This window comes from Klebsiella sp. C239 (assembly GCF_048822715.1).
Lineage (GTDB): Bacteria > Pseudomonadota > Gammaproteobacteria > Enterobacterales > Enterobacteriaceae > Klebsiella > Klebsiella quasipneumoniae.
Genome location: NZ_JBMEZK010000003.1, coordinates 214,764 through 240,142, shown reverse-complemented (window position 1 = coordinate 240,142; position 25,379 = coordinate 214,764). Strand labels below are relative to the sequence as shown.

The window sequence follows — 25,379 nt, the reverse complement described above, 5'->3', positions numbered from 1 at the left end:
GTTTCCTGCTATTTGATGTAAGAGAGTGTCAAGTGTAGCGCGCAACGGGCGCAATTGGCTATTCATAACCTGACGGGAGAAAAACATGCGGGTAGCGGCAGGGCAGTTTATCGTCACGCCAGTATGGCGGACGAATGCGCAAACTTGTGTGGCGATGATGCAGCAGGCGGCGCGTGAAGGGGCGGCGCTGCTGGTGCTGCCGGAGGCGTTGCTGGCACGTGATGACAACGACCCGGATCTGTCGGTGAAATCGGCCCAAACGCTGGATGGAGAGTTTTTACAGCTGCTGCTGGCCGAGAGCGCGCGTAACGGCCTGACGACGATCCTGACGCTGCATGTGCCGTCGGGGGAGGGGAGAGCAACCAACACGCTGGTGGTATTGCGTGAAGGGAAGGTTATTGCCCATTATCACAAACTTCATTTATACGACGCCTTCGCAATGCAGGAGTCCCGGCGGGTGGATCCCGGCCGGCAAATCCCGCCGGTGATTGAAGTGGCGGGTTTCCGCGTTGGCCTGATGACCTGTTACGATCTGCGTTTTCCGGAGCTGGCGCTGTCGCTGGCGCTGAACGGGGCGCAGCTGCTGGTGCTGCCCACCGCATGGGTGAAAGGGCCGCAAAAAGAGCATCACTGGGCGACGCTGCTGGCGGCGCGCGCGCTGGACACGACCTGCTACGTCGTGGCGGCAGGCGAATGCGGGACGCGTAACATCGGGCAGAGCCGCATCGTCGATCCGCTGGGGACCACCGTGGCGGGCGCGGGGAGCGAGCCGCAGCTGATCTATGCCGATATATCCGCAGACTACCTTGCGCGGGTTCGCGAGCGTTTGCCGGTGCTGCAGAACCGACGGTTTGCGCCACCGCAATTATTGTGACGTTTTTTTAAACAAGGCTTGATTCACCTTGTTACAGATTGCTATTGTGTCCGCGCGCCAAATACCCGTATTGTTTATCCCAATAATTCGCTGTGCACGTCAGGACGGACACCCCAGCGCTCGCTCCCGGAGGGGAGGCCTCGGGCTGAATCACGCAGCCCACGCACAGGTGGATTACAATATGACGGATAAATGCGTGTATGATGGCGTATTCGCAGCTTGTATAGAGAAGAAGGTTAGCTATGGGTGAGATTAGTATTACCAAACTGCTGGTAGTCGCAGCACTGATTATCTTAGTGTTTGGTACCAAGAAATTACGTACGCTGGGCGGCGACCTGGGATCGGCTATCAAGGGCTTTAAAAAAGCCATGAACGAAGATGATGATAGCGCGAAAAAAACCACCGCTGAAGACGAAGCACCGGCGCAGAAGCTCTCTCATAAAGAGTAATTCTCCGGCTGCGTCCCCTGGCGGGATGCGGGTGGTACGGCGAAGAGGCCGCGACGTTTGACGTTGCGGCCTTTGTCGTTTTTGTCGACGCCGCGCAGGAAAGATGCAACTAACTGTTACGGGAAGGCGAAGCGAATGAAGCGGAGAGCGCCGCTGCGCCGGGAAGTGACGCAGCGGGAGAAGCGGCAGGTTATTTAACTTCCATCCCTTTAGCCTGCAGGTCGGCGTGATAGGAAGAGCGAACGAAGGGGCCGCAGGCGGCGTGGGTGAAGCCCATCGCCATGGCTTCCGCTTTCATCTCTTCAAACTCTTCCGGGCTAACGTAACGCTGCACTGGCAGGTGGTGACGGCTCGGCTGCAGATACTGGCCTAATGTCAGCATGGTGACGCCATGACGGCGCAGGTCGCGCATGACTTCGATGATCTCGTCGTTGGTTTCGCCCAGGCCCACCATCAGGCCGGATTTTGTCGGGATCTCCGGGTGCGCTTCTTTAAAACGCTCCAGCAGCTTCAGCGACCAGTTGTAATCCGCGCCCGGACGCACCTGACGATAGAGGCGCGGTACGTTTTCGAGGTTGTGGTTGAAGACGTCCGGCGGGGTCACCGTCAGAATATCCAGGGCGCGATCCATGCGGCCGCGGAAATCCGGGACCAGCGTTTCGATTTTAATCGTCGGGTTTTTATCGCGAATGGCGCTGATGCAGTCGGCAAAATGCTGTGCGCCGCCATCGCGCAGGTCATCACGGTCCACCGAAGTGACCACCACGTAGCGCAGCCCCATATCGGCGATAGTTTGCGCCAGCTTCTGTGGCTCGTTCGCATCTGGCGCGACCGGGCGGCCATGCGCCACGTCGCAGAATGGGCAACGGCGGGTACAGATCGCGCCGAGGATCATAAAGGTCGCGGTACCGTGGTTGAAGCACTCTGCAAGGTTCGGGCAGGAGGCCTCTTCGCACACGGAGTGCAGGCCGTTCTTACGCATCGCTGCTTTGATTCCCTGGATACGGGACGAGTCTGCCGGAAGTTTGATTTTCATCCATTCCGGTTTTCTGAGCAGAGCTTCACGCTCAGTTGCCACGTTCTTCACCGGGATAAGGGCCATTTTATCGGCGTCGCGGTACTTAACACCGCGTTCCATCACAATGGGTTTACTCATAGCGTGCGTGTTCCAGTTGCGAGTCACGAAGGAAAGCGAATTAATTCAATGAAATGTTGCAATTATCAACTATTTTTGAATCAAGAGCAGGCAGTATACCATTGAAAAGGGGCAGAAAGCAGCCTGCCTGCCCGGCAAATTGTAAAATAGTTGTTGTTTTATCCTTTTCCCTTCCGTGCGCTACGCCTTAAACGCCTGGATCACGGTCTCAATGATCTCTTTCAGCAATGGCTCTTTCCCGCTCTGCTTATTGAAGTGCAGCGCAACATCAATCTGCTCTTCCCGCAGGGAGGGGAAGTCCAGGGTCTGCAGCGGCCAGAGACGGGATACCATGGCGAACAGGCGCTCGGTGGTCAGCCCCAGCATGTCGCTCTCGGCGATCATTGCCGCCTGGGTTAGCAGGTTGAAGGTGCTGAAACCGCAGCGGCGCTCGCCCATCTCTTCCTGCAAACGTCGGTGGAGGGTGGGGTAGCGCTGGCCTTCCGGCAGCAGCAGCGCAAATTCATACTTCGCGAGGGTAGTTTCATCCTGTGGACCGTCCAGCGCGGGATGCCCTGCGCGGCAGTACATCTGCACCCGATCCTGATACAGGACATGATGGCTTATCGCCTGGCCGCTGTGCAGATGGGTATCAATTAACAGATCCACCTGGCGCTGCTCTAGCTGCCGCGCGGCGTCGGTGAGGGCGATGTTGTGCAGCAGGATCTGCGGAAAGACCGGCTTCAGCGCGCAGGCCAGGCCAGGCATCAGCAGCGCCCCCATGGCTGGCGTGGTGGCGATAGTGATCACCCGCTGCTGATGCGGGCTGCCGGTGATATCCAGCGCGCTGAGGAAAGCCTCCATACCGCGGCTGATGTACTGGTGAAGATGGGTGGCATAGGCGGTGGGCGTTACGCCCTGGCCTTTACGGATAAACAGCGGATCGGGGAACAGCGCCCGCAGTTTGTTTATTGACTGGCTAATGGCCGACGGCGTGATATTGAGTATCTTCGCGGCATTGACGATACCTTTGTGTACGTACACGGCTTCGAAGATGGTCAACAGATTGAGGTCAATATTACGCAGGATGCGAAACATCTGACGGTCGTAACGTTCGTCCTGTCGGTCAGGAGATTCTGACGGCGGCGTATTCTCTGGCACGCGATGAGTCCGGTTGGGAATGATAGGCCAAGTATAGCGGCCCACCGCGTTGCCGTGCGTGACAATTGATTGCAAAAATAATGTGTTACTCGTTCAGCACCCCGCCGTCAGCGGGGCGCTGGTCTGCCCTTAACCCTGAGGAAGGTATTCGTGCGGGGGATTGTTCAGCAGCGCCAGCAGATGGGCGACCAGCCGCGGAGCGACTGTCTCCGGAGTGGCTTCCGGCTGCCACTGGCGCATTTGCGTCATCTCCATACCGGCATAGCCGCAGGGGTTGATACGCAGAAACGGCGTCAGATCCATCGCGATATTGAGCGCCAGGCCGTGGAAAGAGCAGCCTTTACGGATCCGCAGCCCCAGAGAGCATATTTTGCGATCGCCGACGTAGACGCCAGGGGCGTCGGCGCGGGGGTGCGACTCAATACCGTATTCGGCAAGGGTATTGACGACCGTTTGCTCCAGCAGCGTCACCAGTTCACGCACGCCCAGCTTGCGGCGCTTGAGGTTCAACAGGACGTACATTACCTGCTGTCCCGGGCCGTGATAGGTTACCTGGCCGCCGCGATCGCTCTGGATCACCGGAATATCACCGGGCACCAGCAGGTGTTCCGCTTTGCCGGCCTGACCCTGGGTGAAGACCGGGTGATGTTCCACCAGCCAGATCTCATCGAGGGTATCTTCATCACGGGCGTCGGTAAATTCGTGCATCGCCTGCGAGACGGGTTCGTAAGGTTGCAGGCCAAGCTGCCGGATTAGAATTTTATTGTGCTGCAAAACAACATCTCCGCCGGGAAGAGAGAATTCAGGTCGGGGAGTATATCACAGCCGTGCGGGAGGGAATGAGAAGACCCGGCACGGCGGCCGGGTCAGGGAAAAGGTTACAGCACCATCCGAACGATATCGATATTGCCTAACTCTTCGTACAGCGTTTCCACTTGTTCAATGTGAGTGGCGTTGATGGTGATGGAGACCGAGTGGTAGTTACCTTTGCTGCTCGGTTTTACTGACGGCGAGTAATCACCAGGCGCATGGCGCTGTACCACTTCCACCACCTGATCAACCAGCTCAGGCAACGCCTGCCCCATTACTTTGTAAGTAAATGGCGTAGGGAATTCAAGCAGTTCGTTAAGTTTGGTTTTCATGTCAGCTCCGGTGTTACGACAAAATAATAACTCCCACCAAGGGCGGGAGTTATCAGGTTACTTGGATGAATAGTATATGGGGATGGAAATCACACTTTCAAGTGTTCGATTTTTAACCAAACCAGTGGTGGAACATTAATTTAATGTAATCAATAATTTTACCGAAGAAATTACCTTCCGGAATTTCCTGCAGCACCACCAGCGGGCGCTGGTCAATGGTTTTACCATCCAGCTGGAAGTTAATGGTGCCGACGACCTGGTTTTTCTGCAGCGGGGCGTGCAGCTCAGTGTTATTCAGCACGTAGCTGGCTTTCAGATCTTTCATCCGGCCGCGCGGGATGGTCAGGTAGACGTCTTTATCCACCCCCAGCGAAGCGCGATCGCTGTCGCCGAACCAGGCCGGTTCGGATGCAAACTCTTTGCCGGCTTTAATTGGGTTGACGGTTTCAAAGAAGCGGAAGCCCCAGGTCAGCAGTTTTTTGCTTTCCGACTCACGCCCTTTGAACGTCCGGCCGCCCATTACCGCCGAGATCAGACGCATCTGCCCTTCGGTGGCGGAAGCGACAAGGTTGTAGCCCGCTTTGTCGGTGTGGCCGGTTTTGATGCCGTCGACGTTCAGGCTGTTATCCCACAGCAGGCCATTACGGTTCAGCTGGCGGATACCGTTGAAAGTGAACTCTTTCTCACGATAGATGGAGTACTCGTTCGGCACGTCGCGGATCAGCGCCTGGCCAATCAGCGCCATGTCGCGCGCCGAGCTGAACTGGCCGTCAGCATCGAGGCCGTGAACAGTCTGGAAATGGGTGTTTTTCAGGCCGAGGGCGTTGACGTAGTTGTTCATCAGGCTGACGAAGGCGTCCTGGCTGCCGGCGACATAGTCGGCCATCGCCACGCAGGCATCGTTACCGGACTGCAGGTTGATACCGCGGATCAGCTGGGAAACCGGCACCTGCATCCCCGGCTTGAGGAACATCAGGGAAGAGCCTTTGAATACCGGGTTGCCGGTGGCCCAGGCGTCGTTGCCGACGGTGACCAGATCGGACTCTTTGAATTTGCCCGCTTTCATCGCCTGACCGATAACATAGCTGGTCATCATTTTGGTCAGACTGGCCGGGTCGCGGCGGGAGTCGGCGTTGTTTTCAGCCAGCACCTTGCCAGAGTTGTAATCGATAAGGATCCAGGATTCGGCGTCAATCTGCGGGGCGCCTGGGATCATCGTTTTGATATTCAGGTCATCGGCGCGGGCAGCGGAGGAGAGCGCTGCAACGGAGAGCGCCGTGATGAGTAAACGAGCGGTGAAAGAGGTCTTCATGGTCAGAACAACGGCATCCGTGATGGAGTTAAAAAAAGTGCCTTACTATAGCAAATGCTCTGCGGGCCAGCATCCGACATTGCGCATGAGTTTGTTAATGACTTTTACATGCGCAAGGTGAACGGGCTGCCCGCGGCCTTTAGTTGGCGCGAGTAATAAAGGACTGCAGCTGCGCTTCGCTTTGCAGGCGCTGCTGAACGGCGCTGGCCTGCGCCTTGTCGGCAAACGGCCCCAGCTGAATACGCCACACCGCGCCGTTTTGCATGACCCGGCCTGGCACAGAGAACTGCTGGCTCAGACGCTGCTGATACTGCTGCGCCCGCGCCTGGTCGCTCACTGCGCCTACCTGCACAACAAAGCTACCGCTGGCGCTGGAGGCGGCGGAAGACGAAGCGGCAACGGCGCCTGCGGCGGTGGCCGCTGCGGGCGCGACGCTACCCTGGATGGAGCCGGGCGCGGTCACCGGCGCTGCTGGCGTGGCGCCGGCGGCAGGTGCCGTCGCGGCGGCGGCGGCGGGTTCGCTGCTCTCCAGCACGCCGCTGTTCAGCGGCGTCGGGGCGCCGAGGAAACCGCCGCTGTTCACCGGTGCGCCAACGCTGTCTTCCGGCTTCAGCGTGCTGTTGCTGATCGGGCGAACGTCAGTGGGCGCGGGCTGGCTCATGCCAGCGGCGTCACCGCCGTCCAGATTCGGACGGGCGGGCAGGGCGTAAGTCTGTTTGGCGACGGTGGTACAAGCCATTCCCGGGCCGGAAAGCGAACCGTCAGGCGCGACGATGATCGGGTCGATACGCACTTTGGTGTTATTCGAGGTGTTCAGGCGGTCGGCGGACGCGCGGGAGAGCGAGATAACCCGATCGTTGCCGTAGGGACCGCGATCGTTAATCCGCACGACGATCATGCGCCCGTTGGCAAGGTTGGTGATCCGCGCATAGCTCGGGATCGGCAGCGTCGGGTGCGCCGCGGTCAACTGCGTCGGGTCGAAGGTTTCACCGCTGGCGGTCAGGTTGCTGTTGGGTTCCGCGTCATAGATCGCCGCGAAACCGGCCTGAGTAAAGTTTGCCGGATCCTGGACGATGTTGTAGCGCTTACCGTCGCGCTCATAATCCTGATTCGCCGTCGCGTTCGGCGTTTCATACTGCGGATCGGCGCCGCTGATCTCAACCGTCGGGCCATTACAGACGGCCGGCTGTGGAGTACTGACCGTCTTTTGTTGCACGTCATCACTCGAACATGCCGCCAGCAGCCCCGCTGCTATGCAGATCCCCAGCCATTGCTTACGCATTGCGAACCCCTTTAAACGCTTTTCGACAACATTTTTCTGTGGGTATGGATCGACATCACGATACCAAACCCGGCCATCAATACGATCAGGGCGGAGCCCCCGTAGCTCACCAGCGGCAACGGTACGCCCACCACCGGTAAAATACCACTCACCATACCAATATTTACGAAGACATAAACGAATAAAATCAACATTAAACCACCGGCCATGACCCGGCCAAAGGTGGTCTGCGCCTGGGCGGCGATCCACAGTCCGCGCATGATCAGCAGAATATAGAGCGCCAGCAGGATCAGTACGCCAATCAGGCCCAGCTCTTCGGCGAGAACGGCAAAGATAAAGTCGGTATGGCGTTCCGGCAGAAATTCCAGCTGCGACTGGGTGCCGTGCAGCCAGCCTTTGCCGCGCAGACCGCCGGAGCCAATGGCAATTTTAGACTGAATAATGTGATACCCCGCGCCCAGCGGGTCGGTTTCCGGATCGAGCAGCATCATCACGCGCTGGCGCTGATAGTCGTGCATCAGGAAGAACCACAAAATCGGGATAAAGGCGGCGACCAGCACCACCGCAATGCCGATCAGGCGCCAGCTGAGGCCGGAGAGGAACAGTACAAACAGACCGGAGAGGGCGATCAGAATCGAGGTCCCGAGGTCAGGCTGCGCCGCCACCAGCAGCGTCGGCAGGAAGATCAGCACCAGGGCAATACCGGTATTCTTCAGCGAAGGCGGGCAGACGTCGCGGTTAATAAAGCGCGCCACCATCAGCGGCACGGCGATTTTTGCAATCTCCGACGGCTGAAAGCGGACGATACCGAGATCCAGCCAGCGCTGCGCCCCTTTGGAGATGGCGCCGAAGGCGTCGACGGCCACCAGCAGAATAATACAGAAAATATAGAGGTAGGGCGCCCAGCCCTCATAGACCCGCGGCGGGATCTGCGCCATGACGATCATGATCACCACGCCCATGGCGATCTGGCCGATTTTACGCTCCATCATGCCGACGTCCTGACCGCTGGCGCTCCAGATAACCAGCGCGCTGTAGGTCAGCAGCGCCAGCAGGATCAGCACCATAGTGGGGTCAAGATGGATCTTATCCCACAGCGATTTTTTGTTCGGATTATCCGTCATTATTGATCCTCCCCTGCGGTTACCGCCGGGTTTTCGCTTGGCAGCGTGGTGTTGTTATCGCCCAGCATGATGTGATCGAGGATTTGGCGCATAATCGTACCGACCGCCGGGCCGGCACCGCCGTTTTCCAGGATCATCGCCACGGCAACCTGCGGGTTGTTATAAGGCGCAAACGCCGTCATCAGTTTATGGTCACGCAGACGCTCAGAGATTCGGTGCGCGTTATAGGTTTCGTTGGCCTTCAGGCCGAACACCTGGGCGGTACCGGACTTGGCCGCGATTTTATACGGCGCGCTGGCGAAATATTTGTGCGCGGTGCCGTTGCCGCGGTTGGCCACGCCGAACATGCCGTCTTTGGCGATTTCCCAGTAGCCGGAATGGATGTCGCCTACCGGCGGCTCATGAGGCTGGACCCACGGAACGGGCTTGCCGTCTTCCACGGTGCTTTGCAGCAGGTGCGGCACTTTCACCACCCCGTCGTTAATCAGGATCATCAGCGCTTTGTTCATCTGGATCGGCGTGGCGGTCCAGTAACCCTGGCCGATGCCCACCGGAATGGTGTCCCCCTGGTACCAGGGTTTCTTAAAGCGTTTGAGCTTCCATTCGCGGGTCGGCATGTTGCCCGAGCGCTCTTCGGCGAGGTCGATACCGGTATAGTGGCCGTAGCCGAACTTGCTCATCCACTCCGAGAGGCGATCGATGCCCATGTCATAGGCGACCTGATAGAAATAGGTATCCGCGGACTCCTCCAGCGCTTTGGTGACGTTCAGGTGGCCGTGGCCCCATTTTTTCCAGTCACGATAGCGTTTTTCCGAGCCGGGCAGCTGCCACCAGCCAGGGTCGAACAGGCTGGTATTGCGCGTGATCACCCCGGCGCTCAGCGCCGAGACGGCGACGTACGGTTTGACCGTCGATGCCGGCGGATAGACCCCTTGCGTCGCACGGTTGACCAGCGGCGTGTTGGGATCGTTGAGCAGGCCGGAGTAATCTTTGCTGGAGATGCCGTCGACGAACAGGTTCGGGTCGTAGCTCGGCGTCGAAACCAGCGCCAGAATGGCGCCGGTACGCGGGTCGGTGACCACCACCGCGGCGCGGCTACCGGCCAGCAGCGTTTCGATATACTGCTGTAGCTTGAGGTCGAGGGTGAGATAGATGTCGCGTCCGGCCTGCGGAGGCACCTCTTTGAGCTGACGAATAACGCGGCCGCGGTTGTTTACTTCAACCTCTTCGTAGCCGGTCTGACCGTGCAGGACGTCCTCGTAATAACGCTCAATACCCAGCTTACCGATGTCATGGGTCGAGGCGTAGTTGGCCAGTTTGCCCTCTTTATCGAGGCGGTCGACGTCTTTATCGTTAATTTTCGACACGTAGCCGATGACGTGCGTCAGCGCCGAGTTATAGGGGTAGTAACGGCGCTTGTAGCCTTTGACTTCCACGCCGGGAAAGCGGTACTGGTTGACGGCAAAGCGGGCCACCTGCACTTCGCTGAGGTTGACCTTGACCGGAATCGAGGTAAAGCGATGGGAGCGGGCGCGCTCCTTTTTGAAACCGGCGATATCATCGTCGGTTAAATCGACGACATCGCGTAGCGCATCCAGCGTCTGCTGCACGTTATCGACTTTCTCCGGCATCATCTCCAGCTGATAAATGGTGCGGTTAAGCGCCAGCGGGGTGCCGTTGCGATCGTAAATAATGCCGCGGCTCGGCGGGATCGGCACCAGCTTGATGCGGTTTTCGTTCGAGCGCGTCTGATAGTCGTCGAAGCGAACGATTTGCACATTGTACAGGTTGGCGATCAGAACGCCGGTAAGCAGCAAAATCCCCAAAAAAGCGACCAGCGCCCGGCGCACGAACAGCGAGGATTCAGCCGTATAGTCGCGGAAAGAATTCTGTAATTTCATTCGCTGCTCAGTCTACCCTGATCATCATTACTCACGGTGGTACGGATGGTTGGTGGTAATGCTCCACGCCCGATACAGGCTCTCGGCCACCAGTACGCGCACCAGCGGGTGAGGTAAGGTGAGGGTGGAGAGCGACCAACTCTGTTCCGCCGCTGCTTTACAGGCTGGAGAGAGGCCTTCCGGGCCGCCGACCAGCAAACTGACGTCGCGCCCGTCCTGTTTCCAGCGTTCCAGTTCGCGCGCCAGCTGCGGCGTATCCCATGGTTTACCCGGAATATCCAGGGTCACGATGCGGTTTTTACCGGCAGCGGCTAACATCATCTCGCCCTCTTTTTCGAGGATGCGCTTGATATCAGCGTTCTTGCCGCGCTTACCGGCAGGGATCTCCACCAGTTCGAACGGCATATCTTTGGGAAAACGGCGCAGATACTCGCTAAAGCCTGTCTGTACCCAGTCCGGCATTTTGGTGCCAACGGCCACCAGCTGCAACTTCACGCATTAACTCCAGAGTTTTTCCAGCTCGTACAGACGACGGCTCTCTTCCTGCATAACGTGAACCATCACGTCGCCGAGGTCGACGACGATCCAGTCGGCGGCGGCTTCCCCTTCAACGCCCAGGGGCAGCAAGCCGGCGGCGCGGGATTCCTGAACCACGTGGTCGGCGATGGACATCACATGACGCGTGGAGGTGCCGGTGCAGATAATCATGCAATCGGTGATGCTGGATTTGCCATGTACATCAATGGCAACGATGTCCTGACCTTTCAGGTCATCAATTTTGTCGATAACAAAATCCTGGAGTGCTTTACCCTGCAAGTGTTCCCCCTGGGTGCGTGAAGATTGATAATCATAAAGAGCCTGACAGTATACCTGAACTAATGAAAAAGTCGGGTGAAATGTCTGTCGGCAGGCGTTCGCGGCGGAGTATCATCCCATCCCTCGCCGAGGATTGCATCGCCATTTTTGTAAAACAATTTCTGCAAACCTGCTTTGGCGGATGCTGCCTGGCAGCGGAGAATAGCAGCCTGCTCTGGCCTGTCAATGGTTCGGCGGGAATTCTTCTTGCGGCTGCCAGACGGCCTGGCTATTTAATACCCGCAGGGTGGTGAAATCGTCGCGAATGTCGAGGAGACTCCAGGCGCCATGGGCTATCGGAAAGTGCCACATCGCCGCGGCGGGCATCTGCAACAGCAGGGCGGTCAGCAGGCTCAGGACGCCCTGATGGCCGACGATCAGCAGGTGGTCAAGATGGCGGCAGTCGGTCAGCGTGGGGGTAAACTCGCTGACGCGGCGGGAAAAACGCTGAAAGCTTTCGCCGTTGGTCGGGGCCGCGTGCTGCCAGTCAGCGCACCATGCGGCATAGTTTTCCGCATCTTCTCGCTGGAGGTCGCGATGATGGCGCATCTCCCAGTCGCCGAAAAACATCTCATTGAGCGCGGCATGGCATTCGCGCGGGATAGCGCGATCGCCAAGCAGCAGATCGGCCGTTGTCCCGGTCCGCGCCAGCTCGCTGCAGAAGACTTTATCGAAAGGCACCGCGCGCAGTCGTTCACCGAGCGCTCGCGCCTGAGCGACGCCGCGCGGCGTCAGGGGCGTGGGGGCGTGGCCGCTGTATAACCCGGCAACGTTGGCTTCGGTTTCGCCATGGCGAACTAACCACAATTTCATGAACAGGCTCTGACAGGCGTTGGAGAGGTGGCGTTACGATAGCGCTTTTTTCGCGCCAGGCCCAGCCCGGGGTCAGCAATAGAGACCCTGCTCGCGGATGTAGTCCAGCACCGCGGCCGGCAGCATCTCGGCGCAGGATTCGCCGCGCTCAAGGCGCTGGCGAATGATCGTCGCCGAAATATCGAACCACGGGGTCTCAGCCAGGTAGATCACGCCGGAAGGGCGGTGATGCAAAGACTCCACGTCGTGGGTTAAATGGCGATCCAGCCAGCGCTGATCGGCCTCATGGGCCATGGTCAGCGGGTAACCCGGCCGGCGGCAGACAATCAGGTGGACATTGTCGAGGATAGTTTCATAGTTATGCCAGGTGGGAAAGGTGAGCAGCGAATCCTGGCCAATGATAAACGCCAGCGGCTTGTGCGGCCCCTGCTCCTGGCGCCACTCCTGCAGCGTTTGCGCCGTCCAGGAGGGGGTATCGCGCCGCAGTTCGCGTTCATCGAGCGTGAACAGCGGCTTATCGGCAATCGCCAGCTTCAGCATGTGCACGCGCTGGGCGCTGGTGGCTTCCGGCTGGGGACGATGCGGCGGGACGTTATTAGGCATGATGATGACCTTGCTCAGGCCAATCTGATTCGCCAGGATCTCGACCGGCTTGAGGTGACCATAATGCACCGGATCGAAGGTGCCGCCATAGATTGCCTGTAAGTGAGTCATATCAACCATCAATAAAAACGTCCGCCAGGGCTTTGTGGCAGAGCAACAACGAAAGACTTTCCAGTTCGGGCCAGACGTCGTACCCGTAATCCTGTTTAAAGGTCAGTTCCGCGCGGGTCAGAAGGGTCACCGCCTGGCGCAGCTGTTCGCCGCTGAGTCGGGCGAGGGCGTCGCTGAGCAGCTGACGGCGGTTTTGCCAGACCCGATGTTTATCAAACAGCGAACGCAGCGGCGTCTGTGCCGACTGGCGCTTGAGGGTGACCAGCAGCAGCAGCTCCCGCTGTAGCGTACGCAGCAGGATCGCCGGCTCGCAGCCTTCAAGACGGAGCTGCTGCAGAACGTGCAGCACGCGCTTACTTTTGCCTGCCAGTAGGGCATCGACCCAATGATAAGGGGTAAAGTGCGCGGCATCGTTCACCGCCTGCTCAACGCGGGGCAGGGTCAGCTTACCGTCCGGCCAGAGGAGCGCCAGACGCTCCAGCGCCTGCGCCAGCGCCAGCAGATTGCCTTCGTAACAGTAGCACAGCAGCTGGCTGGCCGCGTCGTCGAGCTGCAGCTGATGCTGTTTGGCCCGCGCGGCAAGCCAGCGCGGCAGTTGCGCGTATTCCGGCGTCTGGCAGCTGACCTGGACGGCGCGCTGAGCCAGCGCGGTGAGCCACGCGGCATTCTCCTGGGCTTTGGTCAACTTACTGCCGCGAACGATCAGCAGCAGGTCGTCGTGCAGCAGACCGACCAGCGTCGCCAGCTGTTCGTTGATCGCCGCGTTGGGGCCGTTTTCCGGTAGGATCAACAGCAGGGTTTGCCGGCTGGCAAACAGGCTCATCGCCTGGCTTAAGGCGAAAAGCGCCTGCCAGTCGGTGCTGTTATCGATAGTGAAGGTGTGGTGTTCGGTAAAGCCCTGCGCGGCAGCGGCTTCGCGAATAGCGTCCTGGCTTTCCTGCAACAGCAGAGGATCGTTGCCAAGCAGCAGATAGGCCGCGCGCAGCCCTTCAGTGAGCTGCGCGCGGAGCTGTTCCGGGTACAACCGAATCATCATTGACCCAGCGTGGTGGAGACGCGGTTACCCGAGGACGCCGGCGCGGTGCTGCCCGCGACCGGTTTTTCTTCCTGCTGGGTGGCTTCAACATCCGCTACCTGAACGCTTGGCAGTTTACGAATCAGCTGTTCCGCCGCTTTATCGTACATTTCCTGGATAATCATATCCTGCTCGGCGTCTTTGGCTAGCGCCGCCTGCGGGTTATCAAAGAACGAACGATAGACCTTGGTGGTTATCGGATAGATATCGTGACCCGGGATCAGGACGCTGGCATGAACGGTCATGACCATCTGATATTCAGCCGTACGACCGTCCTGGAACACCGATGCCGTATCTTTCTGAATCGACGATCCATCGAGGCGCAGAGAAGGGACATCTTTACGCTGCGTGCTGGCGTCGATCAGTTCCACGCCGTTAAGACGCAGCTGATTACGCACCGCGCGGCTTAACGGCCCGTTCGGATCGCTCGACTGGAAGATCATGGTTTTCATGGTGGTGGGCACCTTGGTAGTGCTACGCAGATGCCAGCCACAGCCGGCGGTGGCAAGCACCGCCAGAGATAACAACATTGTTACCAGATATCGCACGCTTCCTCCCGCGCTTAGCCAACGACCAGATTGAGCAGTTTACCCGGAACGTAAATCACTTTACGCACGGTTTTGCCGTCGAGATACTTCGCCACCAGATGCTCCTGGCCGGCGCGCTCGCGGACCTGCTCTTCAGTTGCGTCTACCGCAACGGTAATTTTACCACGAACTTTGCCGTTGACCTGGACGACGACGAGGGTGCTGTCTTCCACCATCGCGCTTTCATCTGCCACCGGCCACGGCGCGTTGTCGATATCGCCTTCACCGTTCAGCTCACGCCACAGGATGAAGCTGGCGTGCGGGGTGAACGGGTTGAGCATACGCACGACCGCCAGCAGGGCTTCCTGCATCAGAGCGCGATCCTGCTCATCTTCCTGCGGCGCTTTCGCCAGCTTGTTCATCAGCTCCATGATCGCCGCGATGGCGGTGTTGAAGGTCTGACGACGACCGATGTCATCGGTCACTTTGGCGATGGTTTTGTGGATATCGCGACGCAGCGCTTTCTGATCTTCACTCAGCGCCGCCACGTTCAGGGCCGCAACGTCCCCTTTGGTGGTGTGTTCGTAGACCAGCTTCCACACGCGTTTCAGGAAGCGGTTCGCCCCTTCGACGCCAGATTCCTGCCACTCGAGGGTCATATCCGCCGGGGAGGCGAACATCATGAACAGACGCACGGTATCCGCGCCGTAGCGCTCAACCATGACCTGCGGGTCGATGCCGTTGTTTTTCGACTTGGACATCTTGCTCATGCCGGTGTACACCAGCTCGTGGCCCGCCGCGTCTTTCGCTTTCACGATGCGGCCTTTTTCGTCACGTTCGACGATGGCGTCAACCGGGGAGACCCAGTTACGTTCGCCGTTTTCGCCTACGTAGTAGAAAGCGTCAGCCAGCACCATGCCCTGGCACAGCAGCTGTTTCGCCGGCTCATCAGAGTTGACCATGCCCGCGTCGCGCATCAGCTTGTGGAAGAAGCGGAAGTAGAGCAGATGCATGATCGCGTGTTCGATACCGCCGATGTAGATATCGACCGGCAGCCAGTAGTTGGCCGCTTGCGAATCCAGCATCCCTTCCTGATACTGCGGGCAGGTGTAGCGCGCATAGTACCAGGAGGACTCCATAAAGGTGTCAAAGGTGTCGGTTTCGCGCAGCGCCGGCTGGCCGTTAACCGTGGTCTTGGCCCATTCAGGATCGGCTTTTATCGGGCTGGTGATGCCGTCCATGACCACGTCTTCCGGCAGGATCACCGGCAGCTGATCTTCCGGGGTCGGCAGCACGGTGCCGTCTTCCAGGGTGACCATCGGGATCGGCGCGCCCCAGTAGCGCTGACGGGACACGCCCCAGTCGCGCAGGCGGTAGTTAATTTTACGCTCGCCGACGCCCATGGCTGCCAGTTTGTCGGCAATGGCGTTGAAGCCCGCTTCATAATCGAGGCCGCTGAACTCGCCGGAGTTAAACAGGACGCCTTTCTCGGTCAGCGCCTGCTCCGAGAGATCTGGCTCAGAACCGTCGGCGGCGAGGATCACCGGCTTGATGTTCAGCCCGTATTTGCTGGCGAACTCGTAGTCGCGCTGGTCGTGACCCGGAACGGCCATCACCGCGCCGGTGCCGTACTCCATCAGCACGAAGTTAGCCGCCCACACCGGAATTTCTTCGCCGGTCAGCGGGTGGATAGCTTTAAAGCCGGTATCGACGCCTTTTTTCTCCATCGTCGCCATGTCGGCTTCCGCCACTTTGGTGTTGCGGCATTCGTCGATAAAGGTGGCCAGCGCCGGATTGTTGGCCGCAGCCTGCTGCGCCAGCGGGTGACCCGCAGCGACCGCCAGGTAGGTACAGCCCATAAAGGTGTCCGGGCGAGTGGTGTAGACGGTCAGCTTGTCGGCGTAATGGTTAACGTCAAAGGAGATTTCCACCCCTTCAGAACGGCCGATCCAGTTGCGCTGCATAGTTTTCACGGTGTCCGGCCAGTGGTCCAGCTTATCCAGATCGTTCAACAGCTCATCGGCGTAGGCGGTGATTTTAATAAACCACTGCGGGATCTCTTTACGCTCGACTTTGGTGTCGCAGCGCCAGCAGCAGCCGTCGATAACCTGCTCGTTGGCCAGTACGGTCTGGTCGTTCGGGCACCAGTTCACCGCGGAGGTTTTTTTGTACACCAGGCCTTTTTTGTACAGCTCGGTGAAGAACTTCTGCTCCCAGCGGTAGTATTCCGGGGTGCAGGTCGCCAGCTCACGGCTCCAGTCATAGCCGAAGCCCAGCATTTTGAGCTGGTTTTTCATGTAGGCGATGTTGTCGTAGGTCCACGGCGCTGGCGCGGTGTTGTTTTTTACCGCCGCGCCTTCCGCAGGCAGACCGAACGCATCCCAGCCAATCGGCTGCAGGACGTTTTTACCCAGCATGCGCTGATAGCGGGCAATCACGTCGCCGATGGTGTAGTTACGCACGTGACCCATGTGTAGTCGACCAGAAGGATAAGGAAGCATCGACAGGCAGTAATACTTCTCTTTGCTCTCGTCTTCAGTTACTTCAAATGTACGATTTTCGTCCCAGTGAAGCTGGACTTTCGATTCTATCTCTTCCGGGCGGTATTGCTCTTGCATGGCAGCCAGTGGTCCTGTTTTCAATACAGCTACAAAATGTAGCCAATGGATGTGTTATTTCAGATCGGCATAGCATAGCCCAAACGCCAACGTCAAAACAGCTTTTCGCACATCAACATCGGCAAAAGCTGGGCAGATTATTTCGCGAGTCTGTGGCTTGTCAGACACAGCGGGAGAGGAATAAGGTCTATTATCAGAAGACGTTAACCACACCGGAGGCGAAATGATGAACAAGGTTGCTCAATATTACCGTGAACTGGTCTCCTCGCTCAGCGAACGGCTCCGCCATGGAGAACGCGATATTGACGCGCTGGTGACGCAGGCACGCGATAAAATTGTCCGCGCCGGCGATCTGACGCAGAGCGAGATTGAGTCGGTGATAGCCGCGGTCAAGCGCGATCTTGAGGAGTTTGCCCGCAGCTATGAAGAGAGTCATGAAGACGAGAGCGACAGCGTGTTTATGCGGGTGATCAAAGAGAGCCTGTGGCAGGAGCTGGCCGATATCACTGACAAAACCCAGCTTGAGTGGCGGGAGGTTTTTCAGGATCTGAATCACCACGGCGTATACCACAGCGGCGAAGTGGTCGGTTTAGGCAACCTGGTGTGTGAGAAGTGTCACTATCACCTGGCGGTGTATACCCCGGATGTGCTACCGCGCTGTCCGAAGTGCGGCCACGATCAGTTCCAGCGTCGCCCGTTTGAGCCCTGATCGATCGGGCCCGGTGCTGAATGATTGCGCCGGGCCGGTGAAAAAATAATTAATGATAAATCTAATGGGGCAATATAAACCTTATAGATTTATTGGTGTTATGCTCATATTTTTTACACCGCCACGGATTATCGTGGAGCATAACGCGCAGCGTATCGCAGCCAGCTCAGCGTATGATATTGACCAAATTAATTTGGAATAAGATGCGCGGTGCGCTTGCTAATGGGGCGTGGGCGCTGTCTGATAGCAAGGCTATGTCATTTGCGGAGACTCATCGGCGATGCGCTGTCGCCAGCGCATCGCTTATTGTCAACGAATAGTATTTATTTCTGCCTGTTTATACTGCTGGCGACCACCCATGTCAGAGGCGTAGTTATGGTAAGAATTGACCACTAACTTATCAGCAGAAAGAGAACCTGCATTACAAATTGAAAGGTTCAGGAAACCGCAGCGGTAGCCACCATTTTTAACATACCGGGTGGTCATCGTCAGGGAACCATTCGCCTTAATCGTTTTATAGTTGGTGATGTCAGCGGTTTGTTGCGTATACAGAGTCATGTCCCCGCTACTCATCATTTGACCCTCATTAAGTATGCCGTTATTCGCGGTGATGTTGACAGCATTCCCGTCGATCGTTGCCCTGTTCCGCAGGTAGTTACTCTCGATGCTCAGCGTGTCGCCGTAAATATAATAAGTATTATCGATCACATCGCCTTTAATCGACAGGGAATGTTGACCAACAATATTCCCCTCCTGATCCAGATTACCGTTAGTCACTATGGATACATCGTTACCTTCAATGCGACCTTTGTTATATATCTTCCCCGAAGTGATGTTGTCATCCTTTTTAGCTTGCACGGTCAGGCTGGAGTTAGCCCGGATGTTGCCGGTGACGTTAAGCGTATTGCCGCTGAAAGCAATGTTTGTGACATCGCCCAGGATTGAACCGCCGTTATCGATATTGACGGCGGACACGGCTAACTGGCCATCAGAGTCGATATAGGACCCATAGCGAGTAGTGAGATTGCCCCCGCTGGCTACGGATAGCATCTGAGTTCCCCTCAAAGTACCCGCGTTAACGAGATCGCCGGTAGCATTTACGCCAAGTGTTTTGCTGCTGGCAATAGTGCCTTCATTGTTTAATGTCCCCAAACTGGACAACGCCGTAGCGTAAGCGGTGCTATTAATGGTACCTTTATTTTTCATATCCCCTGCAGACACCATATTAGCGACAAGGCCGTCCGCGTTGATGGCGCCCTCATTAATCAGAGAACCATAGCTCGTCATCATAAGCATAGAGTTTGCGCTAATAACGCCTTTATTACGCACGCCGAGGCCTAAGGTATTCCCCACCATACTGATGCTATTGGCCTTGATACCGCCTAGATTGCTGATATCAATACTATATTCCGGTATGAGCATCTGCATGACCGTAGCCGTTTTCCCATGGTTTGCTATCTCTCCGGTAGCGTTATTATATGTGAAGTTACCCGCGCTGAGGGCGGTGCTGGCGGCGTTCAGGGTACCGTTAATCGCAATGGCATCCGCAAGCAAGATCGCATAGTTTGAGGAGGCGTTCATGCCTTTATCACCGATGGTGATTTTACCTTGCGTGACCGTATAGCTATCAATCGCACCGGTGTCGCTCAGATTGACCTGGCCTGTCGTCAGCACTGCTTTGTTAGTATTAATAAAACTGCATCCGGAGCAGGAGATGCCGTTAGGGTTGGCGATAACGACATCGGCTTTTTGTCCGTTAACCTCGATAAAACCCTGCAGGTTACTCATTTTATTGGAGGTCACTTCATTTAAAATGACGGAAGCGCTGCCGTTGGTCAGATTGTTATTCTTTGCGATATTACCGTGAGTGTCGTGATTAACGTCACTGGCACTATTGTTTAATATGGTGCCGTTAGGGCCGACGTTAAATTCGCGATATAAGTTATGCGAGACGCCAGCGGCATTTGGGGCTTCGATATCAATAACATTTGCCCCTGATTTATGCGTATAGCTTGAGGGATCGGCATAAACAACGGATGAACTTAGCGCTGCAGCCAGCGCAACATATGAAACCTTGAATCTAAACATGTAATTTATTCCTTTAAATATGAAAAAATGGATCAGTAAATTGCAGTAATGTGCTGATGAAAACTAATACCTCCACTGTAATGAAAAGCCCATATTCATGGCATCGCTATGAAAGTCGTCAGGTTTACTGATGGGCGTGCCGATAAAAAAGTCATATTGCGTAGACGCTATTTCTCCGCGGACGCCGCCGACTGCGCCAGAAAGACTTTTTCCTTGCCTGGCGCGCTCGCTACCAATGATCCGGCCGAAGTCAAGACCAAGATATACCTGCCGGTCGGAGGTGGGAATATTCCAGCTAAAATCATTGCGCCAGTACCAGCCTTGATTGGCCGAAAGCGTATTTTCACCATCAAAGCCGCGAACCGTCCAGCGATTGCCGATATTAAACTGGTTGTCCGAAGATAATCTATCCGGGCTGAACTGGGCATGGAAACGCGGCATCCAGCTAAACTTATCGCCGGTTGCGGCAAACTGCATTAAGGCCTGTATATCGGCGTGAACGATGCGCGAATGGCGACTATATAAACCGGCTTTTTCCTCCGGCGTAGGCACGGAGCTGAGCCACGGCAGGCTGCGCTGAATACCTACGCTGGCGTCGACAATTTTATTGTTAAAATAGCGCTGGTGGCGCAGGGTAAATTCCCAGACAGGATTTTGTTTACGCATCACATGCAGCTCATCGCCGCCAAAAAAGTAGTGCGAACTGCTCTTTGCTATGCGCAGATCGGCGGTCGTTTTTTGTTGTCGGGTATGCGAAAGCAGGCGGCTAAGGGTCGCGCTGTAATAACGGTTTTTACTTTTATAGTCGATGCTTGACCATCTTCCTTTAAACAGCTGGCGGTACTGGCTGTAGGAGCCGTACAGGCTCAATGACCAGTAACCAAAAGGCACGGAGTAGTAAAGGTTGCCGTTATGGTTGCCGTCGTTGTGCTGGTTGAATTCAACATCGCCGCCTGCCGAGATGGAAAGAATATCGTTCAATGAAGATAAATCGTAAAGGTATAGCGCGCCGCCGCCCTGATAGCGACCACTGGCGCGGCTGCCTGCGTCATCAAGCCAGGCGCCAACCTGCCACTGTTTATCCATTACCCGGGCGATTTCAATATCACTTTCGCCAATGTGTTCCCCGGGGCGCAGCTTCATATGGGCGCTGGTGCCAGGCAGCCGCTGCAGGTTAGCCATCCCTTGTTCAAGATCGCTGAGGCGCAGGATTTTACCGGTATGCGTGGGCATGGAGGTCCACAGGTTCGTCGTGGCGCTCTTCGGCGCAAAATCAATATGCCCCGTTTTGCCATAAGTCAGCGTTATTTTGAGAATGCCCCCTACTAGTGACTGAGAAGGGATATCGATCAGGGAAGTAATATACCCTTGCGTTATCAGTTCATTTTGTAAGGCGTTCGTCAGCAGGCGAATCCCATCTATTCCGAGGCAATGGCCGGGCGCCTGGGCTGCGATCTTCCCGAGGAGGGCGGTGGTTTTTGCGTTGTCCTCGGAGGTAATATCAACTTTCGTGATATACCGACAGGTCGCTTCTTCGGGAAATATCAAGGTTTGCTTTTTCGTATGGGTACGAGAAGATTGGTATTGCTGCTGATGGGGCATTAATGCGCTTTCACGGGCTTTATCCTGTTCAACCTGGTTTACCGTTGCGGCCTCAATACCCGCCCAGGCGGTAAAGCAGGTGAGCAAATTTAAACACAAAATAATGGCCAGTCTGTTAGTGTTAGTCCGCATGAAGCAATATCCGTTTGTTTCATTGAGTAAGATTATAATTAATGGTTGTGCGCGGCATGAAATAGCCTGCGCGACGTATAGCAAGTCAATTGAAATATTATTTTCAAGAAATTTAAACTCACGGGGATTATTACAAGATGCCGTATGCTAACGATGACGTGGCGGTTAATCTATTCTACGGCCCCTGAATTCTTTGTGAAATTTTTACTTCACGTTGTGAAGCTGTCGCTTTGAGATGAAGCGACTGAAAAGGGGAGGGGCTGACAGGCGCGCACGGTGATATCGTGCGCGCCGCAGAAGTTAGTGCAGAATTTTGGCGAGGAAGTCTTTGGCGCGATCGGATTGTGGGTTAGCGAAGAACGCTTCTTTATCGGCGTCTTCGACAATCTTTCCTTCATCCATAAAGATCACCCGGTTGGCCACCTTGCGGGCGAAGCCCATTTCGTGGGTAACCACCATCATGGTCATCCCTTCGTTGGCCAGTTCCACCATGACGTCCAGTACCTCGTTGATCATCTCCGGGTCGAGCGCGGAGGTAGGTTCATCAAACAGCATGGCGATCGGGTCCATGCACAGCGCACGGGCGATGGCCACGCGCTGCTGCTGGCCGCCGGAGAGCTGCGCCGGATATTTTTCCGCATGCGCCGCCAGGCCCACGCGCTCCAGCAGCTTGAGGCCCTTCTTGCGCGATGACGCTTTGTCACGATTGAGCACCTTAACCTGCGCCAGCGTCAGGTTGTCGATAATCGACAGGTGTGGGAATAGTTCAAAATGCTGAAACACCATTCCGACATGCGAGCGCAGTTTGGCAAGATTGGTCTTTTTATCGTTAACCACGGTGCCATCGACGATAATCTGCCCCTGCTGCACCGGCTCAAGGCCGTTCACGGTTTTAATCAGTGTGGATTTACCGGAGCCTGATGGCCCGCAGACCACCACGACTTCGCCTTTTTTCACTTCCGTGGAGCAATCGGTCAGCACCTGAAAGTGACCATACCATTTTGAAACATTTTTCAGGGTAATCATTACACAGTCCTTTTCTTCAACCAGCTGACCAACAGCGAGGCGCTGAGGCTAATCACAAAATAGACGCCGCCCGCGAACAGGATCATTTCGACCTGGGTCCCGTCACGCTCGCCAATCGTCGAGGCGGTACGGAAGAAGTCGGCGAGGCTCAATACATACACCAGCGAGGTATCCTGGAAGAGGACGATCCCCTGGGTTAACAGCAGCGGCACCATGGCGCGGAAGGCCTGCGGCAGGATCACCAGCCGCATCGACTGCCAGTGGGTCATTCCCAGCGCCAGCGCGGCGCTCGACTGGCCGCGGGAGATGCTCTGGATGCCGGCGCGGATAATCTCCGAGTAGTAGGCGGCTTCGAACATCGAAAACGCCACCATCGCCGAGATCAGGCGAATATCCGTTTTCGGCGACAGTCCCAGCACGTTCTGCAGGAAGCCCGGGACAATCAGGTAGAACCACAGCAGAACCATCACCAGCGGGATAGAACGGAACACGTTAACGTAGGATTTAGCAAACCAGGCCAGCGGCAGAAAGCTGGACAGGCGCATTACCGCCAGCAGGGTGCCCCAGACGATACCGACCACGATGGCGATCACTGTGATCTTCAGGGTGATCACCAGCCCCGCCAGCAGGTAGGGCATGGAGGGAACGATCGAACTCCAGTCAAAATCGTACATTATTTGCCTCCCATATTGCCAGGCAGGCGAACCTTACGCTCGACCACATACATAATCAGCATAATCACCGCGTTGATGAAAACATAGGCCAGGGTGATGGCGGTAAAAGACTCCCAGGCATGAGCGGAGTAGTCCAGCAGTTTGCCCGCCTGCGCGGCCATATCGGCCAGACCGATGGTGGAGGCGATGGCCGAGTTTTTCACCAGGTTCATCATCTCCGAGGTCATCGGCGGCACGATAACGCGATAGGCGTTCGGCAGCAGCACGTAGCGGTAGGTTTGCGGCAGGGTCAACCCCATCGCCAGACCGGCGTTCTTTTGCCCGCGCGGCAGCGACTGGATAGCGGCGCGTACCTGCTCGCAGACGCGAGCGGCGGTAAACAGCCCCAGGCACAGCATGGAGGAGACAAAGAACTGAATGTTTGGGTCCAGCTCCGATTTAAACCACATGCCGATATTTTCCGGCAGGAATTCCGGCACCACCAGGTACCAGGTAAAGAACTGCACGATCAGCGGCACGTTGCGAAACAGTTCGACATAGCAGGTGCCAATCCCTGAGAGCAGACGATTGGGCACCGTGCGCAAAATACCGAACAGCGAGCCGACGAGAAAAGCGATGATCCAGGCCGAGATGGAGAGGGCGACGGTGATCTGAAAACCGCTCCACAGCCAGCCCAGGTAGGTAGTGTTGCCGAAGGGGGCCTGTTGCAGGAATATCCCCCAGTTCCAGTCTATTGACATACATGACTCCTGGAAAAAAAAGGGTAGCCATTGCTACCCTCGAAGACGGTTGTCCAGCTTGTTTCGGTATTCGCGGCGGCTGGGGAACGACCAGCCGCCGTATAGTCTGTCCGTGCTGTGACAATCATCGGGAGGGCAGGATATCCCGCCCCTGGTTGTTATAATTAGTTCAGTGCTTTGTCATTAGGTGATTTGAACAGCGCTTTCATGTCGTCCGACAGCTCGAAGTTCAGGTTAAGATTTTTTGGCGGAATCGGGTTTTTGAACCATTTATCGAACCACTTCGCCGCTTCGCCAGAGGTCTGGGCCTGGGCAACAGTTTCATCGACCAGCGCCTTGAAGGCCGGATCGTCCTTACGCAGCATGCAGCCATAGGCTTCTTTCGACTGCGCGGTGCCGACGATTTCCCAGTTATCCGGTTTCTTCGCCTTGGCGCGTTCGCCGGCCAGCAGAGCGTCATCCATCATAAAGGCCACCGCGCGTCCGCTCTCCAGGGTGCGGAAAGAGTCGCCATGATCTTTGGCGCTGATGATGCGCATATTCATTTTTTTCTCATCGTTCAGCTTATGCAGCAGGATCTCTGAGGTGGTCCCGGAGGTGACAACGACCGCTTTATCCTTCAGGTCCGGGAAATCTTTGATCGGGCCGCCTTTCTTCACCAGCAGACGAGTGCCGACGACGAAGATAGTATCGGAGAAGGCCGCCTGTTTCTGGCGCTCGAGGTTGTTGGTGGTTGAGCCGCACTCGAAATCAAAGGTGCCATTCTGCAGCAGCGGGATACGATTCTGCGAGGTAACCGGGATCAGTTTGACCTGCAGATCGGGTTTGTTCAGCTTCTTCTTGATGGCATCGACGATGGCGTTGGAGTAGTCCTGAGAGTAACCCACAACCTTCTGTTGGTTATCGTAGTAAGAGAAAGGGACGGAAGATTCGCGATGGCCGACAACGATAACGCCATTTTTCGCGATCTTATCCAGAGTGCTCTGGCCAGCCGCCGGGGCAGCATCTTCCGCCTGTGCCAGACCAGCGGTCATTCCCATTACCAGCATTGCCGTGGCCAGTTTACGTAATTGCATATCCAACTCCTTATCCGCAGCGTCACCGACGCTATTGATACCCATTGTGATTGTGTGTGTTGTTATTGGGGGCACGCATCCACGTGCCGCATTTGTATGTGTTTGTTAGCATTTAGTTTGGCTTAATGTAAAGATTTTGCTGTTTTATTGTTTATTTTTGCGAAGCGCTCCGCACCAATCGGAGGCAAATATCTTCCATTGCACCAAAATAGCGCGACCGCCGATCGTTTATGGTGCAACCCGGTTGCACTGGGCCAGAGGACGGCGCTACCCGATTAAATAAAGCAATGACTGTGCCAGGGTGGCAAATGACGGGAAGAAAAAAAGCCGACGACGGGCGTCGCCGGCAG

At 56.4% G+C, this 25,379-nt stretch carries 24 protein-coding genes; 3 read left to right on the top strand and 21 right to left on the bottom strand.

What is annotated here, in order from left to right; genetic code table 11:
- The first annotated feature begins 85 nt into the window (after positions 1–85).
- Both ACOI6Z_RS10060 and tatE read left to right on the top strand, forming a co-directional pair.
- On the top strand, positions 86–874 hold the full coding sequence (locus tag ACOI6Z_RS10060) for a deaminated glutathione amidase (protein ID WP_032455116.1): 789 nt from the start codon (positions 86–88) through the stop codon (positions 872–874).
- A 242-nt stretch (positions 875–1,116) separates the two neighbouring features.
- Positions 1,117–1,323, top strand: coding sequence for a twin-arginine translocase subunit TatE (gene tatE, locus ACOI6Z_RS10055; RefSeq protein ID WP_023288827.1), 207 nt, complete (start codon positions 1,117–1,119; stop codon positions 1,321–1,323).
- Between the two features lie 190 nt (positions 1,324–1,513).
- Here tatE and lipA read toward each other — a convergent pair whose 3' ends face one another.
- From lipA to leuS, 15 genes are all read right to left on the bottom strand, one after another.
- A complete protein-coding gene (lipA, locus tag ACOI6Z_RS10050; RefSeq protein WP_420687254.1) occupies positions 1,514–2,479 on the bottom strand; it encodes a lipoyl synthase in 966 nt (321 codons plus the stop codon).
- Between the two features lie 180 nt (positions 2,480–2,659).
- Complete coding sequence (locus tag ACOI6Z_RS10045) at positions 2,660–3,619, bottom strand: YbeF family transcriptional regulator (RefSeq protein WP_101991824.1); 960 nt, start codon at positions 3,617–3,619, stop codon at positions 2,660–2,662.
- Between the two features lie 129 nt (positions 3,620–3,748).
- Positions 3,749–4,393, bottom strand: coding sequence for a lipoyl(octanoyl) transferase LipB (gene lipB, locus ACOI6Z_RS10040; RefSeq protein WP_023288830.1), 645 nt, complete (start codon positions 4,391–4,393; stop codon positions 3,749–3,751).
- A gap of 104 nt (positions 4,394–4,497) precedes the next feature.
- Positions 4,498–4,761: a DUF493 family protein YbeD gene (gene ybeD / locus ACOI6Z_RS10035; RefSeq protein WP_002894474.1), complete on the bottom strand. Its 264-nt coding sequence runs from the start codon at positions 4,759–4,761 to the stop codon at positions 4,498–4,500.
- 112 nt (positions 4,762–4,873) lie between these two features.
- Positions 4,874–6,073 carry a D-alanyl-D-alanine carboxypeptidase DacA gene (dacA, locus tag ACOI6Z_RS10030; protein ID WP_023288831.1) on the bottom strand — a complete coding sequence of 400 codons (1,200 nt, stop codon included), beginning with the start codon at positions 6,071–6,073 and terminating at the stop codon, positions 4,874–4,876.
- A gap of 139 nt (positions 6,074–6,212) precedes the next feature.
- Positions 6,213–7,355, bottom strand: a complete 1,143-nt coding sequence (rlpA, locus tag ACOI6Z_RS10025) for an endolytic peptidoglycan transglycosylase RlpA (RefSeq protein ID WP_064158166.1) — start codon at positions 7,353–7,355, stop codon at positions 6,213–6,215.
- Positions 7,356–7,366: 11 nt separating this feature from the next.
- Positions 7,367–8,479 (bottom strand): peptidoglycan glycosyltransferase MrdB, encoded by a 1,113-nt coding sequence (mrdB, locus tag ACOI6Z_RS10020; RefSeq protein WP_004885876.1) that lies wholly within the window; start codon positions 8,477–8,479, stop codon positions 7,367–7,369.
- Positions 8,479–10,380 (bottom strand): peptidoglycan DD-transpeptidase MrdA, encoded by a 1,902-nt coding sequence (gene mrdA / locus ACOI6Z_RS10015; protein WP_023288833.1) that lies wholly within the window; start codon positions 10,378–10,380, stop codon positions 8,479–8,481. The genes mrdB and mrdA overlap by 1 nt, the downstream gene beginning before the upstream one ends.
- A gap of 27 nt (positions 10,381–10,407) precedes the next feature.
- A complete protein-coding gene (rlmH, locus tag ACOI6Z_RS10010; RefSeq protein WP_002894620.1) occupies positions 10,408–10,875 on the bottom strand; it encodes a 23S rRNA (pseudouridine(1915)-N(3))-methyltransferase RlmH in 468 nt (155 codons plus the stop codon).
- A gap of 3 nt (positions 10,876–10,878) precedes the next feature.
- Positions 10,879–11,196: a ribosome silencing factor gene (gene rsfS / locus ACOI6Z_RS10005; RefSeq protein WP_023288834.1), complete on the bottom strand. Its 318-nt coding sequence runs from the start codon at positions 11,194–11,196 to the stop codon at positions 10,879–10,881.
- Positions 11,197–11,418: 222 nt separating this feature from the next.
- A complete protein-coding gene (locus ACOI6Z_RS10000) occupies positions 11,419–12,048 on the bottom strand; it encodes an adenosylcobalamin/alpha-ribazole phosphatase (protein WP_064158165.1) in 630 nt (209 codons plus the stop codon).
- Between the two features lie 72 nt (positions 12,049–12,120).
- On the bottom strand, positions 12,121–12,771 hold the full coding sequence (gene nadD, locus ACOI6Z_RS09995; protein WP_032455122.1) for a nicotinate-nucleotide adenylyltransferase: 651 nt from the start codon (positions 12,769–12,771) through the stop codon (positions 12,121–12,123).
- Positions 12,764–13,795, bottom strand: coding sequence for a DNA polymerase III subunit delta (holA, locus tag ACOI6Z_RS09990; RefSeq protein ID WP_048297049.1), 1,032 nt, complete (start codon positions 13,793–13,795; stop codon positions 12,764–12,766). The genes nadD and holA overlap by 8 nt, the downstream gene beginning before the upstream one ends.
- A complete protein-coding gene (gene lptE, locus ACOI6Z_RS09985; RefSeq protein WP_064158164.1) occupies positions 13,795–14,385 on the bottom strand; it encodes an LPS assembly lipoprotein LptE in 591 nt (196 codons plus the stop codon). The genes holA and lptE overlap by 1 nt, the downstream gene beginning before the upstream one ends.
- A gap of 14 nt (positions 14,386–14,399) precedes the next feature.
- Positions 14,400–16,982, bottom strand: a complete 2,583-nt coding sequence (leuS, locus tag ACOI6Z_RS09980; protein ID WP_049015340.1) for a leucine--tRNA ligase — start codon at positions 16,980–16,982, stop codon at positions 14,400–14,402.
- A 226-nt stretch (positions 16,983–17,208) separates the two neighbouring features.
- On the opposite strand from leuS, the gene ACOI6Z_RS09975 reads away from it, so the two are divergent.
- Entirely contained in the window at positions 17,209–17,691 is a 483-nt protein-coding gene (locus ACOI6Z_RS09975; protein WP_025999140.1) for a zinc ribbon-containing protein, read from the top strand.
- A gap of 309 nt (positions 17,692–18,000) precedes the next feature.
- On the opposite strand, the gene ACOI6Z_RS09970 is transcribed toward ACOI6Z_RS09975, so the two are convergent.
- From ACOI6Z_RS09970 to ACOI6Z_RS09945, 6 genes are all read right to left on the bottom strand, one after another.
- Positions 18,001–19,779 carry a filamentous hemagglutinin N-terminal domain-containing protein gene (locus tag ACOI6Z_RS09970; protein ID WP_065812199.1) on the bottom strand — a complete coding sequence of 593 codons (1,779 nt, stop codon included), beginning with the start codon at positions 19,777–19,779 and terminating at the stop codon, positions 18,001–18,003.
- A 63-nt stretch (positions 19,780–19,842) separates the two neighbouring features.
- On the bottom strand, positions 19,843–21,513 hold the full coding sequence (locus tag ACOI6Z_RS09965; protein ID WP_077269249.1) for a ShlB/FhaC/HecB family hemolysin secretion/activation protein: 1,671 nt from the start codon (positions 21,511–21,513) through the stop codon (positions 19,843–19,845).
- Between the two features lie 300 nt (positions 21,514–21,813).
- Complete coding sequence (locus ACOI6Z_RS09960) at positions 21,814–22,539, bottom strand: amino acid ABC transporter ATP-binding protein (RefSeq protein WP_004885898.1); 726 nt, start codon at positions 22,537–22,539, stop codon at positions 21,814–21,816.
- The gene (gltK, locus tag ACOI6Z_RS09955; RefSeq protein ID WP_002894707.1) at positions 22,539–23,213 is read right to left on the bottom strand and encodes a glutamate/aspartate ABC transporter permease GltK; all 675 of its coding nucleotides are present in this window, start codon (positions 23,211–23,213) and stop codon (positions 22,539–22,541) included. Before gltK ends, ACOI6Z_RS09960 begins: the two co-directional genes overlap by 1 nt.
- Entirely contained in the window at positions 23,213–23,953 is a 741-nt protein-coding gene (locus tag ACOI6Z_RS09950) for an amino acid ABC transporter permease (protein WP_032455129.1), read from the bottom strand. The genes gltK and ACOI6Z_RS09950 overlap by 1 nt, the downstream gene beginning before the upstream one ends.
- Before the next feature lie 164 nt (positions 23,954–24,117).
- Positions 24,118–25,029 (bottom strand): amino acid ABC transporter substrate-binding protein, encoded by a 912-nt coding sequence (locus ACOI6Z_RS09945; RefSeq protein ID WP_023288842.1) that lies wholly within the window; start codon positions 25,027–25,029, stop codon positions 24,118–24,120.
- Between the last annotated feature and the right edge of the window lie 350 nt (positions 25,030–25,379).